Annotated in this window: 7 protein-coding genes; all 7 read right to left on the bottom strand. The window is 72.3% G+C overall.

Going from position 1 to position 13,828, the window contains the following annotated elements:
* Positions 1 to 16: 16 nt before the first annotated feature.
* The 7 genes from QWJ13_RS14035 to QWJ13_RS14005 all read right to left on the bottom strand — a co-directional run bounded on the left by QWJ13_RS14035 (position 17) and on the right by QWJ13_RS14005 (position 13,823).
* The gene (locus QWJ13_RS14035; protein ID WP_316524378.1) at positions 17 to 712 is read right to left on the bottom strand and encodes a DedA family protein; all 696 of its coding nucleotides are present in this window, start codon (positions 710 to 712) and stop codon (positions 17 to 19) included.
* Positions 713 to 867: 155 nt separating this feature from the next.
* Positions 868 to 3,822: a non-ribosomal peptide synthetase gene (locus tag QWJ13_RS14030; protein ID WP_316524376.1), complete on the bottom strand. Its 2,955-nt coding sequence runs from the start codon at positions 3,820 to 3,822 to the stop codon at positions 868 to 870.
* A 359-nt stretch (positions 3,823 to 4,181) separates the two neighbouring features.
* Positions 4,182 to 4,826 (bottom strand): response regulator, encoded by a 645-nt coding sequence (locus tag QWJ13_RS14025; RefSeq protein WP_316524374.1) that lies wholly within the window; start codon positions 4,824 to 4,826, stop codon positions 4,182 to 4,184.
* On the bottom strand, positions 4,790 to 6,112 hold the full coding sequence (locus QWJ13_RS14020) for a sensor histidine kinase (protein ID WP_432277502.1): 1,323 nt from the start codon (positions 6,110 to 6,112) through the stop codon (positions 4,790 to 4,792). Before QWJ13_RS14020 ends, QWJ13_RS14025 begins: the two co-directional genes overlap by 37 nt.
* Positions 6,113 to 6,391: 279 nt before the next feature.
* Positions 6,392 to 8,902 carry an ABC transporter permease gene (locus QWJ13_RS14015; RefSeq protein ID WP_316524373.1) on the bottom strand — a complete coding sequence of 837 codons (2,511 nt, stop codon included), beginning with the start codon at positions 8,900 to 8,902 and terminating at the stop codon, positions 6,392 to 6,394.
* Positions 8,902 to 9,651: an ABC transporter ATP-binding protein gene (locus QWJ13_RS14010; RefSeq protein WP_432277523.1), complete on the bottom strand. Its 750-nt coding sequence runs from the start codon at positions 9,649 to 9,651 to the stop codon at positions 8,902 to 8,904. The genes QWJ13_RS14015 and QWJ13_RS14010 overlap by 1 nt, the downstream gene beginning before the upstream one ends.
* 254 nt (positions 9,652 to 9,905) lie before the next feature.
* Entirely contained in the window at positions 9,906 to 13,823 is a 3,918-nt protein-coding gene (locus QWJ13_RS14005; protein WP_316525167.1) for a type I polyketide synthase, read from the bottom strand.
* Positions 13,824 to 13,828: the final 5 nt, after the last annotated feature.

The following is a 13,828-nucleotide window of genomic DNA, read 5'->3' as shown; positions in this document are numbered from 1 at the left end:
AGGCGAAAGGCGCGTCTCAGCCGCGGTGGCGGGCGCCCGACCGGCGGCGCGCCCGGACCAGGAACCAGCGGGCGACGGCCAGCGCCGCCACCACCACGACGCCCTTGGACACCCAGCCGCCGTACTCCTCCACCAGGTGCCAGTTGTCGCCCAGCCAGTACCCCAGCAGCACGAACACGGTGTTCCAGATCAGGCTGCCGGCGGCGGTCATGACCGTGAAGGCCGGCAGCGGCATGCGCTGGATCCCGGCCGGTACGGAGATGAGGCTGCGCACCACCGGCACCATGCGGGCGATGAGGACGGCCTTGCGGCCGTGCCGCTGGAACCACGCGTCCGCCTTGTCGATCTCGTGGGCGCTGATGAGCGGGATGCGGGCCGCGAGTGCGCGGGTCCGGTCCAGGCCCAGGAGAGCGCCCGCGGCGTAGACGATCCAGGAGCCGACGACGGAGCCGATCGTGGTCCAGACGATGACGGCCGGCAGGCTCAACCTGCCCTGCCCGGCCGCGAACCCGGCGACGGGGAGGATGATCTCGCTGGGAATGAACGGCAGCACGGTGTCGACCAGGTTGGTCAGGCCGGCGCCCACGGCACCGAGTGTGGTCATGACGTCGACGGCCCATCCGGCGATGCCGCCCGCGGGCTCGGCGGAGGCGGAGGCGGAGGCGGCAAGCGGGGCGGTGGCAAGCGGGGCGGTGGCCAAGGTTGTGATCATGCCGTTCACGCTAGGAGCCGGGCCGGGCCGTCACCATGCGGTCAACCGTCCGGCCACCCTGCGGTTTTCCGCAGGTGCCGACCGCGCGAACGGGACCGGGCCGGCGCTCCCCCGCGAGGGGGAACACCGGCCCGGCCGCCGGATCCCGAGCGGACTCAGCCGCGGACCTCCCGGGCCAGCGCGGCCACCCGTTCCACCGTGGGCTCGGCCAGCAGCTTGGGCAACTCGGCCATGAACGCGGCTTCCTGATCCTTCGTCAGCAGCTCGCGACAGACCGCCGCAAGCATGCCGAGCAGCGACACCGAGTCCCCGCCGAGATGGTGGAAGTCGGACTGGGCCTCCAGCCGGGAGCGCTCCGCGCCCAGGGTGCGCGCCCAGATGTCGGCCACCGCCTCCTCGGTCGGGTCCATCGGCGCGGCGGACTCCGACCCGCCGGACGCGGCGGCGGGAGACTCCGCGGCGAACGGGTCCGGCAGCGCCTTGGCGTCGACCTTGCCGCTCACCGTGTAGGGCAGCTCCGACACCATCATGATGGCGGCGGGGACCATGTACGAGGGCAGCACCCCGGCCAGGCGCTCGGTCAACTCCTCCGGCGTGACGGCCGAGTCGGTCAGCGCGTAGCCGTACAGCGCCTTGCCCGACTGCCCGGGGCGGCTGCGGGCGACGACCACGGCCCGGTCCACCGACGGGTGGTCCTCCAGGGCCTGGGCGACCTCGGCCGGCTCCACCCGGTGGCCGCGCACCTTGACCTGGTCGTCGATCCGCCCGACGCACTCGATCTCGCCGGAGGGCAGCACCCGGGCCAGGTCGCCGGTGCGGTAGACCCGGCTGCCGTCGGCGAGGTGGACGAAGCGCTCGCGGTCGAGCTCGGGGCGCCCGAGGTAGCCGCGGGCGAGCTGGACGCCGCCCAGGTACATCTCACCGGTCTCGCCGGGGGCGACGAACCGGCCGTCCGCGTCGAGCAGGTGCACCGTGGTGTTGTCCGCGGGCAGCCCGATCGGCACCACGGCGTGGCCGGCGTCCCGTTCGGCGTCGAAGGTGTGCGCGGTGCACCCGATGGTGGCCTCGGTCGGCCCGTACTCGTTGATGATCCGGCACTCGGGCCCGAACATCCGCTGGGCCCGGGCGGCGACCTCCACCCGCAGCTGCTCGCCGATCACGATCACCGTGCGGAACCCGGTGGGCGACAGGTCGAGCTGCCCGATCAGGTCGAGGTGGGAGGGGGTCAGGTTGAGCGCGTTGGCGCCGGACTCCTCCAGCAGCTTGCCCAGCGAGAAGTGGTTCGGGTCCTCCGGCATCAGGATCACCCGGCCGCCCGCCAGCAGCGGCAGGAAGACGGAGGTGCCGGTGACGTCGAAGGACGGCGAGGTGACCAGCGGCAGCCGGGTGTCGGCGTCGACGTCGAAGGCGCGCAGGCCCCAGTGGACGTAGTTGACCAGGTTGCGGTGCTCGATCTGCACGCCCTTGGGCCGCCCGGTGGAGCCCGAGGTGTAGATGATGTACGCCAGGTCCTCGGGGGCGGGGGTGACGTCCTGCCAGTCCTCGGGGGCGGCGCCCTCCACGGCGAGCTCGTCCAGGATCAGCGGCTCGCAGCCCGCCGGGACGCACTCGCGCAGGTCGTAGGGCCGCTCCAGCAGGCAGTGGGTGCTGCCCGCGTCGCTCAGCAGGTCGGCGATGCGCGCGTCCGGGTGCCGGATGTCCAGCGGGAGGTAGCAGGCGCCGGCCCGCAGCACGCCCCACACCGCGGCGATCGCGGCCACGGTGCGGCCGGCGAGCAGTCCGACGACGTCGCCGGGGCCGATGCCCCGGGCGCGCAGCTCGGCGGCGACGGCGTCCGCGCGGCGGCTCAGCCGCGCGTAGCTGACCTCGCCCTCGGGGCCGCTGAGCGCGATCCGCTCCGGCGTGCGCTCGACCTGCTCCCGGAACAGCTCGACGACCGAGCGCCGGGAGGGCAGTTCACGCTCGGTGCGGTTGCCCTCCCACTGCCGGTTGGCGCGCGGGGAGAGGGCTTCCTCGATGGTGTCCAGCACGGCTTCGGCCCGCGCGGCCAGGCCGGGGCCGTCGTGCCAGGCGACGGTGACCTCGGTGCGGCCCGCGCTCTCCAGCAGGTTGACCTCCAGCGGGCCCCCGGGCCCGGTGGTGCCCAGCGGGTAGACCGCGTCCGCCCGGAAGTCCCCGGCGCGGAAGTCGTCCAGCGCGACGTTGCCCATGTGGGAGACGTAGGCCAGGCTGTTGTACTGGTTCTTCCTGGTCGCGACGAAGTCGATCCCGGCGTTGACCAGGCGCATCACCGGCAGCGGCGTGCGCAGGATCGAGTCCGGGAACTGTGCGGCCAGTTCGGCGTCCGAGGCGAGCATGGTGAGCAGCCGCTGCTGCACCTCCTGCCAGCCGTCGCCGGGCTGGACGTGCAGCTGGACCGCGCGGGCCAGCGAGGCGGTGGAGCGCAGGTCCGGACGGTGCCGGCGCAGGTCGACGGGGACGAAGAAGCGCCCGCGCCCGGAGCCGTACGACGTCGCCAAGGCCGCAGCCACCTTGGCGGTCGCCGCCGGGTGGCGGCCGTCCACGGCGCGTCGGCGCCAGAGCACACCGGAGGAGCCCGGGGCGCGGCGGCCGAGCAGCGGCGGCCACTCCAGCTTCGGGTTGGGCTGGGCCGGCGGCAGGCCGTCCGGCCGGTCGAGCCCGTGGATCAGTTCGCTGTCGTTGAGCCGGGAGTCCGCGCCCAGCGGCTCCTCCCCGCGCAGCACCCGGAACACGTCCGCGGCCCACTGGAGCAGGCCGCGCCCGTCGGTGATGCCGTGGAAGGCGCGGAACACGACGGTGGAGCGCGCGCCGGGGAGGAGCAGCACCTCGCAGGCCCGGCGGCTCGCGTCCAACGGCCGTTGCAGGGCGGGCGATCGGAGCAGGTCGCCGGCGGCGTCGAGCACGGTGACGGACGGCGCCGTGCCGCGGTCCACCCAGCGCTTGCCCTGGCGGACCAGCCGCATCCCGGGGGATGCCTGCGCGGCCTTGTCGACCGCACGTGTCAGTTGATCGCGCGTCAGCTCTCCTTCGCCCTCGACCACATGGGCCACGCAGTGTCCGGGCCCCATGGCCAGGAACACCCACTCCATGGGCGAGACGGCCCGGCCATACGGCAGGGTTTCGGACGGCGACGGCGCGGGTAGTGAGCCACCGCCGGGTTGAGTACTCAAGATGTGATCACACTCTCTTCATGGCCCGGTCAACATCACCGCGCGCGGCCAAGTAGCATGTGGGCAGCCGCGCGTGACGATGTGGGCCCGCCCCTGTGCTGGGCCCGCCCCGCTCGGCTTGCACCGGACGCTATGACCTCGCACCGGACCCGAGTACCCCTTACCCCCCCTAAGTACAGCCGGTGTTCAGCTCGACACGCCGAAGCCGTGAACCGCCGTGCCCTGTCCGGCCGTTCGGCCGTTCCGCCGTTCCGCCGGACAGGGCACGGGGTCCTCGCTCAGGCGTTGAGGTAGGCGAGCACCGCCAGGACCCGTCGGTTGCTGTCGCTGTCCGGCGGCAGCATCAGCTTGCCGAAGATGTTCGAGATGTGCTTGGCCGCCGCGCCCTCGGTGATGAACAGGCGTTGCGCGATGGCCGTGTTGGAGCAGCCCTCGGCCATCAGCTCCAGCACGCTGCGCTCCCGGGCGGTGAGCGCGCCGAGCGGTTGGTCCCGCGCGTGGCTGACCATCAGCTGGGCGACCACGGCCGGGTCCATCGCGGTGCCGCCGGCGGCGACCCGGCGGATCGCGTCGATGAACTGCTCGTTGTCGAAGACGCTGTCCTTGAGCAGGTAGCCGATGCCGCCGGTGCCGTCGGCGAGCAGTTCCCTGGCGTACATCTGCTCCACGTGCTGGGAGAGCACCAGGATCGGGAGCTTGGGGATCTCGCGCCGGGCCTGGAGGGCGGCCTTGAGGCCCTCGGTGGTGAAGGTCGGCGGCAGCCGGACGTCGACGATCATGATGTCGGGCCGGTGTTCGGCGGCGGCCGCGAGCAGGTCGGGGCCGTTGTCGACGGCCGCCACCGTCTCGAAGCCGTAGGCGTCCAGGAGTTGGATCAGCCCCTGCCTCAGGAGGAAGAGGTCTTCGGCGAGGACAACACGCACGGTATCTCCATCTTGATGTCGGTCGGACCGCCCAGTGGGCTGCTGATGTCGATGGTTCCGTCGAAGGTGGCCAGCCGCCGGCGGATGCCGTGCAGGCCGGTCCCCTTGGTGGCGTCGGCGCCGCCGCGGCCGTCGTCGGTGACCGAGGCGTGCAGCATCGTGCCGTCGTGCCAGGCGATGACCTCGACGTGTTCGGCTTCGGAGTACTTCAGGGCGTTGGTCAGCAGCTCGGACACCGCGAAGTACAGGGCGGATTCGAGCGGTGGCGCCACCTCGCCGGGGATGTCCACCCTCACTTCGACCTGAAGGGGGCTGGCCAGGCCGAGGGCGCGCAGCGCGTCGGCGAGGCCGCGTTCGGCGAGGATCGGGGGGTGGATGCCGCGCACCAGGTCGCGCAGTTCCCGCAGGGCCGCGACGGAGGAGGTGCGGGCGTCGCGCAGCAGCCTGCGGGCCTCGTCCGACTCGCTGTTGAGGTGGCGTTCGAGCGCCCCGAGGGTCAGGCCGAGGCCGACCAGTCTGGCCTGGGCGCCGTCGTGCAGGTCGCGTTCGATCCGGCGCAGTTCGGCGGCGGCCGCGTCCAGGGCGCCGGTCCGGGTCTCGGCCAGGTGCTGGACCCGGATGGCGAGCCGGGAGCTCTCGGTGGGGCCGAGCAGCAGCCGGCAGAAGTGCGCGTGCACGGTGAGGAACAGCGGGCTGTACCACGCCCAGACGACGAGCAGCGCCGTCGCCGCCAGCGCGGCCAGGGCGGCGGTGGGCTGGCTGTGGATCGGGACGAAGAAGTACTCGCGCCCGGTGCCCTGGGCCCGCAGTACGGGCTTCCACAGGCCGAAGGCGAGGGCGAAGCCTTCGAGGACGTAGTAGAGCACCACGGCCGGCAGGAAGCCGATCATGCCGACCACCGAGTTGAGCAGCAGCCAGAGCAGGTCCCGCCAGCTGGCCGGATCGGTCAGGATCCATTTGCAGCGGCGGATCCAGCCGACGATGTCCTTCTCGAACTCGTCGGGCTCGGGCCGGTAGGGGACGGGGATCTCGATTCCCGAGCGGGCGGCCACCCGGCGGTTGGCGTTGGTCAGCCAGCGGACCCACTTGGTCACGATCGGCAGCACCATCGCGCCGATGCCGATCACGAACAGGATCACGAAATAGGCGGTGATCAGGAACAGGCAGATCGAGAGCATCGCGCCCATCGCGATCAGCACCCCGACCGCCAGCTCGGTGCCGGCCCGCCGGAGCCGGGCGGGGAAGGCCCGCAGACCGCTCCTGACGCTCAGCCGGAGGACGTGCACAGGCCCTCCCCACGGGATATCGCGCGGCGCGACAATGCCCGTCGGAATGCGGCCTGGTCCGGGGAAGGGTGGTAAGCGAAGCACACCTGAGCGATCGTCCATCCATGACGGCGGTGATTTTCTGATCATCGCCACGTTACTCAAACTCAACGGGCCGTGGCGAGTTGACCGGCCGAGGCTCGGCGGTCATCCCGATCGGCCGAAAACATTCGGCCGGAAAACGACTGCGGGGCCGCTCCTCCGTCCGGGGGAGACGGAAGAGCGGCCCCGGCGTGCCGGTCAGGCGGGGGACCTGGCCGTTTCGATCGGCGGAGTCCGCATGCCCCTCCAGGAGGGGAGCAGAGTCGCACCGAAGATCAGGACGAGCGCGCCGCCGACGATCGCGAGGTAGATGCCGATCGAGCCCTTGGGGAGGATCGAGTCGGCCTTCACCAGGCTGTACGGGACGATCGTGGTCGCCGAGGAGATGGTGCCGAGGATGGTCGCGATGATGGCGACCAGCGCGCCTTCGACGCTCAGCATGCCGAGCACCTGGGCCTTGGTGGAGCCGGTCAGCCGCTGGAGGCCGAACTCGCCCTGGCGCTTGCGGGTCACCGCCACCAGGCTGTTGATCACGGTGATGGCCGCGTAGCCGACGATCATCGCGACGATGGTGTAGTTCGACGACACCAGGATCTGCTGGATGTTGTTGTTCGAGCTGGTCAGCGTGGAGCGGTCGGCGATCTTGGTGCCGGGCGCCGAGGCCGCCACCGTGTCGAGGTGGGACTGGATCTGCGCGGGGTCCGCGCCGCCGTCCGCCTTGACCAGGATCTTGGTCGGCAGGCCGCTGGTGGTGTGCGGGGCCAGCACGTCGGAGGGCAGCAGCAGGTACTGCTCCTTCGGGTTGTCGGCGTAGGTGGCCACGACCTTGGGCTCGGCGGCGGTGCCGTCACCGAAGTGGATCTTCAGGTTCTCGCCGATGGCGACGCCGAAGTCCTTCGCCTGCTTGTCCGACAGGGCGACGGTGTTGCCCTTCAGGTCGCCGATCGAGCCGTTCAGCGAGTCCAGCGCGATGGTCTGCTGGACTCCGTTGGCCGAGACGCCGCGCAGATCCATGGTGTCGCCGGCCGCGGAGTCCACGAAGCCGATGGAGGTGACCAGTTCGGAGGCGCCGGTCACACCCGGGATCGAGCGGACCGAGCCGACCACGCCCGGACCGAAGCCGCCGGTCGAGGAGTCGAGCACGTAGTCGGCCAGCACGTTGTTCTGGTAGCTCTTGGCCGAGACGGTGTCCTCGGTGGCCTGCATGTACAGGGTGCCGGTGGCGATGCCGACCAGCAGGATGATCGGGGCCACCGCGCCCGCCATCCGGACGTTGTTGGTGGTGGCGTTGCGCAGCGCCATGTACCCGGACAGTCCGGAGACCGCGCGCACCGGCACGCTCAGCGCCGTCACGACGCCCTTGGTGATCCCCGGGGCGAGCATCGCCACCCCGATCGCGAAGAGCACGGAGGCCGGGCCGGCGGTGCTCGCCAGGGACGGGCCCTCCTTCATCACCGTCACGGTGACGACCGACAGGGTGAGGCCGTTGAGCATGAAGAACAGCGCCAGCAGCAGGCGGGGGGTGGTGAGCCACTTGGCCTGGAAGGTGCTCTCGGCGAGCGCCGCGACCGGCTTGGTCTTCGCGGCCTTGCGGCCGGCGAACAGCGCCGCGCCCATGGCGGCCGCGATCGCCGCGACGGCACCGACCGAGATCGGGATCCAGCCCTCGTGGAAGACGATCTCCTCGGACACCACGCCGTTGCCGGTCAGCTGACCGTACAGCAGCTTGCCGATGAGCAGGCCGGGGGCGATCGCCAGGGCGGTGGCGAGCACCGACAGCACGGCGGTCTCACCGAGGATCATCCGGCGCACCTGCTTGGAGGTGGTGCCGATCGCCCGCAGCAGGGCCATCTCGTGCGCCCGCTGCTGGAGCGAGAGCCCCATCGTGGAGGCGACGCCGAACATCACGATCAGGACGGCCCAGCTGCCGAAGATGGCCGACAGGATGGTCACGGTCTGCTGACTGGACAGCACGCCCGGCAGGTCGGCCAGGCCGCGCCGCTCACCGGAGAGCACCATCGCCTTGCCGCTGACCGCGGAGGTCACCGCCTGCTCCACCGCGGAGACGTCGGCGCCGGCCGCCGGCTGGATGCCGATCGAGTCGAACTTGCCCTCGGCCCCGGCCAGTTGCTGCGCCTGGGCGTCGGAGAAGAACAGGCTCGGCTTGATGTCCGCGCCGGTGGTCTGATGGGCGACGCCGGAGACCGTGAAGGTCTTGGCGACGCCGTGCACGTTCAGCTGCACGCTGGAGCCGACGCCGGCGCCCGAGTCGGTCGACAGCTTGGCGTCCAGGACGACCTGGTTGGCGCCCGGGGCCTGGCCCTGGGTCAGGGTGAACGGGGTCAGGCCGGAGCTGGACCAGTTGTGGCCCTTGGAGCCGGCGTCGACCGCCTTGCCGCCCACCACCACGGTCGCGGGGAAGGTCAGGTCGGGGATCGCGTTGCCGACCCCGTGGACGGCCTTGACGGTGTCGAGCACGCCCGAGTCGATCCGGTTGCGCTCGGTCAGCGCGGTGTCCTCGTACGTCTGCTCACCGGTGACCACGAACGGCACCCCGGACAGGCGCTGCGGCGGGGCCGCCATCCGGACGCCGGTCTCCATCAGGCCACCGCAGGCCATCACGATCGCGGCGCCCAGGAACATCGCCACGAAGGTGGCGATGAACCCGGCCTTGCGGAACTTCAGTGTGCGGAGGGCCAGCAGCAACATCAGCGACCACCCCCCGACAGGGCCGTGGAGCTCTCGTCGTCCCAGGCGCCGAGGCGGGTCATCCGGGCGGCGACGGCTTCGGCGGTCGGCTGCCACAGCTCGCCGACGAACTGGCCGTCGGCGAGGAAGACCACGCGGTCGGCGTAGGAGGCGGCCACCGGGTCGTGGGTGACCATGACCAGGGTCTGGCCGCCGTTGGTCACCGACTCGCGCAGCAGGCCGAGCACCGCCGCGGCGGTACGGGTGTCCAGGGCGCCGGTCGGCTCGTCGGCGAAGACCACGGCGGGCCGGGTCACCAGGGCGCGGGCGATCGCCACGCGCTGCTGCTGGCCGCCGGAGAGCTGACCGGGCAGGTGGTCGAGCCGGTCGGCCAGGCCGACCCGGTTGACCACCATCAGGATCTGGTTCTTGTTCGGGCGCTTCCCGGCCAGCTGGAGCGGCAGCATGATGTTCTGCATCACCGTCAGCGCCGGAAGCAGGTTGAAGGCCTGGAAGATGAAGCCGATCCGGTCGCGGCGCAGCTTGGTCAGCGACACCTCGTCCAGGTCCGCGAGGTTGGTGTCGCCGACCAGCACCTTGCCCGAGGTGGGCTGGACCAGGCCGGCGGCGCAGTGCAGGAAGGTGCTCTTGCCGGAACCGGAGGGGCCCATCACGGCCGTGAAGCTGCCGGTCTCGAACGTCATGTTCAGTCTCTTGAGTGCGGCCACCTCGTTGTCGCCTTTGCCGTAGATCTTCTCGACGGCTTCCAGACGCACGGCCACTGTCCGCTGACCGTTCTCCTGAGTCTGCACTGGAACTCCCACCCGATAATCACGCACCTCACGCGAACTGGTGACAACGTTAGAAGCGGCGGCGGTTCGGCACATTGCCATTGGTTGGCGTATCGGAGGTAGAACTTTCTCTACCTCCGCGCCGGAGGTTCTTCCACCGACCCAAGCCGCTGCGGGGAAACACCAGGGGCGCGAAGCCGTGGCTTCGCGCCCCCGGTTGCCGGGCCCTGGGGTCAGGGCCCGGCAGTGGTTCGGCTTTCGGGGCCCTCAAGGGTCGAGAGCCACGCGTCCACCGCCGCGGCGGCGTCCGGCGCCGACTCCTCCAGGATGGTGAAGTGGGTGCCGGGCACCTCCCGCAGCAGGTGCTCGCCGCTCCAGGTGGCACGCCAGTCCTCGGTGCCCGGCGCGTCGGTGAAGGACCGCTCCGGGCGGACGAAGAGCACCGGGGCCGACAGCGCGCCCGGCAGGCAGTCCGTGATCAGGTCGCTGTAGCGGCTCATCGCGGCGAGCCGGGCGGCGCTGAACCGCCCGAAGGAGGACTCCCGGTCCAGCATGCCCCGGAACATCTGCGGCCAGAGCTCGTCCTGGCCCTCGCCGTCCGGCAGGTAGGTGTCCAGCAGGATGACCCCGGACGCCGGGGTGCCCGCCTTCTCCAGCACCTCGGCGGTGGCGTGGGCGAACTGGCCCCCGGAGGAGTAGCCGACCAGGACGAAGGGCTCCCCCGCCGCCGCGGCCAGCACGCCTTCGACGAAGACCTCGACCGCGGCGTCCACCGAGCGCGGCAGCGCCTCCCCCGGGCCGAAGCCGGGCACCGGCGGCACCACCACCTCACGGCGGCCGCGGAAGTGCGAGGCGAACCGGGCGTACTGGTGGGCCCCGCCGAGCGCCATCGGGGACGGGAAGCAGATCAGCTTGGGGCCCCGCTCCCCCTGGGCGAGGCGCACCGGCTCGGCCAGGCGCCCCAGTTCGGCCGCCGAGGAGAAGGCCGGCAGGATCTCGGCGACCGCGTCGAGCAGCGCCATGCCCTTCATCATCCGGCCCTCGACGGCGGCCCGGCGCAGCAGCCCGCTGATCGACTCCAGGTCCTCCGAGGGCTCCTCCGAGGGCTCCTCGGTGGCTGCCGAGGCGGCCCCCGAAGCGGCCTTCGAGGCGGCGGCCTTCGAGACGAGCGCGGGCCCGGCGTGGGCCAGCTCGCTCCGCAGGTGGGCGGCCAGGTCGTTCGGGGTGCGGTGGTCGAAGACCAGGCCGGCCGACAGGGCCAGCCCGGTGGCCGCGGAGAGCGCGATGCGCAGCTCCGTACCGGAGACCGAGTCCATCCCGGCCTCCAGGAAGCCGGTCTCCGCCTCGATCTCCTCCGGGGAGGCGTGGCCGAGGATGGCGGCGACCCGGGTGCGGACCAACTCGACCAGCAGGTCCTGCTGTTCGGCCGCGTCGAGCCCGGCGAGGCGCGCGCGCAGCGGCTCCACCGCCTCCGCCTCGTCCGGCTGGTCGGGGGCGTCGAGCGCGCCGACGGTCAGCGGGACGTCCGCCGCCAGCCAGTACCGCTGGTGCTGGAAGGCGTACGTCGGCAGCTCGGCCCGGCCGGTGCCGGGGAAGACCGCCGGCCAGTCGGGCGACAGGCCGTCCACGTAGAGCTCGGCCAGTCCGGTCAGCAGACTGGTGGTCTCCGGGCCGCGCCGGCGGCCGAGCGGGACGAAGGCCGCGTCGGGGGTCCGGGCGCTCTCCGTGGCCAGCCCGGTGAGCACGGCGTCGGGGCCGAGCTCCACGAAGCGGCTGACGCCCGCGGCCTCCAGGGCCCGGACACCGTCGTGGAAGCGCACCGCCTCGCGGACGTGGCGCACCCAGTACTCCGGGTCAGCCAACTCCTCGGTCGCCAGCGCGCCGGTGACATTGGAGACCACCGGAACGCTCGCCCGCCCGTACGACAGCCCCGACACCACCGCGCGGAACTCCGCCAGCATCGGCTCCATCAGCGGCGAGTGGAACGCGTGGCTGACCTTCAGCCGCTTCGTCTTCTCGAAGGACTCCGCGATCCGCAGCACCTCGGACTCGACACCCGAAATCACCACCGCACGCGGCCCGTTGACCGCCGCGATGCCCACACCCTCGGTCAGCAGCGGCAGCACCTCGGCCTCGGCGGCCTGCACCGCCACCATCGCGCCACCCGCCGGCAGCGCCTGCATCAACCGGCCCCGGGCCGCCACCAGACGGCACGCGTCCGCCAGCGACAGCACACCCGCGACATGCGCGGCCGCCACCTCACCGATCGAGTGACCGGCCAGGAAGTCGGGCCGGATGCCCCAGGACTCCAGCAGCCGGAACAGCGCCACCTCGAAGGCGAACAGGCCGGTCTGCGCGTAGAGGGTCCGGTCGACCTGGTCCGGGTCGGTGCCGAAGAGGACCTCGGCGGTGCCCGTCCCGAGCTGTTCGGCCACCTCGTCGAAGGCCCGGGCGAACACCGGGTAGTGGGCGCGCAGTTCCGCGCCCATCCCGAGCCGCTGGGAGCCCTGCCCGGTGAACAGGAAGGCGGTCTTGGCGCCGGTACGGGCCCGGCCGCTCAGCACCGAAGGCGCGTTCTCCGAGGCGGCCAGCCGCCCCAGCCCTTCGAGGAGCCGCTCGCGGTCCGGGCCGATGACGGCGGCCCGGTGCTCGAAGACGGCGCGTTCGGTGCCGAGCGACCTGGCCACCGCGCCCGGCTCCAGCTCCGGACGGTCGGTGGCGAAGGCCCGCAGCCGCTCGCCCTGGGCGGGCAGGGCCCGCGCGGTGCGGGCGGAGAGCGGCCACAGGGCCATCGGCGGTGCCGGGTCGGGGTCGGGCAGGTCGGCCGGGGCCGGGGCCTGCTCCAGGATGACGTGGGCGTTGGTGCCGCTGATGCCGAAGGAGGAGATGCCGGCCCGGCGCGGCCGCTCGACCTCGGGCCACGGCTGGGCCTCGGTCAGCAGCCGGACCTCGCCGGCCTCCCAGTCCACCTTGCCGGAGGGCTCGTCCACGTGCAGGGTCTTGGGCAGCACGCCGTGACGCATCGCCTGGACCATCTTGATCACACCCGCGACACCGGCCGCGGCCTGGGTGTGCCCGATGTTGGACTTGATCGAGCCGAGCCACAGCGGCCGGTCCGCCGTACGGCCCTGGCCGTACGTGGCCAGCAGCGCCTGGGCCTCGATCGGGTCGCCCAGGGTGGTGCCGGTGCCGTGCGCCTCCACCACGTCGACGTCCGCGGCCGACAGCCGGGCGCTGGCCAGCGCCTGACGGATCACCCGCTGCTGCGAGGGCCCGTTGGGCGCCGTCAGACCGTTGGACGCGCCGTCCTGGTTGACCGCCGAACCGCGGACCACGGCCAGCACCCGGTGCCCGTTGCGCCGGGCATCCGAGAGCCGCTCCAGCACCAGGACGCCGACGCCCTCGGCGAAGCCCGTCCCGTCCGCGCCCTCCGCGAACGCCCGGCAGCGGCCGTCCGGGGAGAGCCCGCGCTGGCGGCTGAACTCCACGAAGGTGCCCGGCGAGGCCATCACCGTGACCCCGCCGGCCAACGCCAGGGTGGACTCCCCGCCGCGCAGCGACTGCGCCGCCAGGTGCAGCGCCACCAGCGAGGAGGAGCACGCCGTGTCGATCGACAGCGTCGGGCCCTCCAGGCCCAGGGTGTACGCCACCCGGCCGGAGACGATGCTGCCGCTGCCGAAGGCGCCGAAGTAGTCGTGGTACATCAGCCCGGCGAACACGCCGGTCCGACTGCCCTTCAGCGACACCGGATCGATCCCGGCGCCCTCCAGGGCCTCCCAGCAGCTCTCCAGCAGCAGCCGCTGCTGCGGGTCCATCACCAGCGCCTCGCGCGGCGCGATCCCGAAGAACCCCGCGTCGAACTCGCCGGCGTCGTGCAGGAACCCGCCCTCGGCGGTGTACGACTTGCCCTCCAGGCCCGGCTCCGGGTCGTAGAGGTCCGCCGCCCAGCCCCGGTCGGCGGGGAACGGCGTGATGCCGTCCCCGCCTTCCGTCACCAGCTCCCACAGCCCCTGCGGCGAGGTGACCCCGCCCGGGTAGCGGCAGGACATCCCGACGATCGCGATCGGCTCGCGCAGGGTCGCGGTCAGCTTGCGGTTCTGCTCCCGCAGCCGCTCGGTCTCCTTCAGCGAGGCCCGCAGGGCCTCGACCATCCTGG

The organism is Kitasatospora brasiliensis (assembly GCF_032654805.1).
GTDB lineage: Bacteria > Actinomycetota > Actinomycetes > Streptomycetales > Streptomycetaceae > Kitasatospora > Kitasatospora brasiliensis.
The sequence above is the reverse complement of the archived record's forward strand: the minus strand, read 5'-3'. Positions and strand labels throughout refer to the sequence as shown.

Excerpts from the sequence above, each read along its gene's own strand:
- QWJ13_RS14035 (WP_316524378.1), bottom strand. The coding sequence starts at position 712 with ATGATCACAACCTTGGCCACCGCCCCGCTTGCCACCGCCCCGCTTGCC.
- QWJ13_RS14030 (WP_316524376.1), bottom strand. The coding sequence starts at position 3,822 with ATGGAGTGGGTGTTCCTGGCCATGGGGCCCGGACACTGCGTGGCCCAT.
- QWJ13_RS14015 (WP_316524373.1), bottom strand. The coding sequence starts at position 8,902 with ATGTTGCTGCTGGCCCTCCGCACACTGAAGTTCCGCAAGGCCGGGTTC.
- QWJ13_RS14005 (WP_316525167.1), bottom strand. The coding sequence starts at position 13,823 with ATGGTCGAGGCCCTGCGGGCCTCGCTGAAGGAGACCGAGCGGCTGCGG.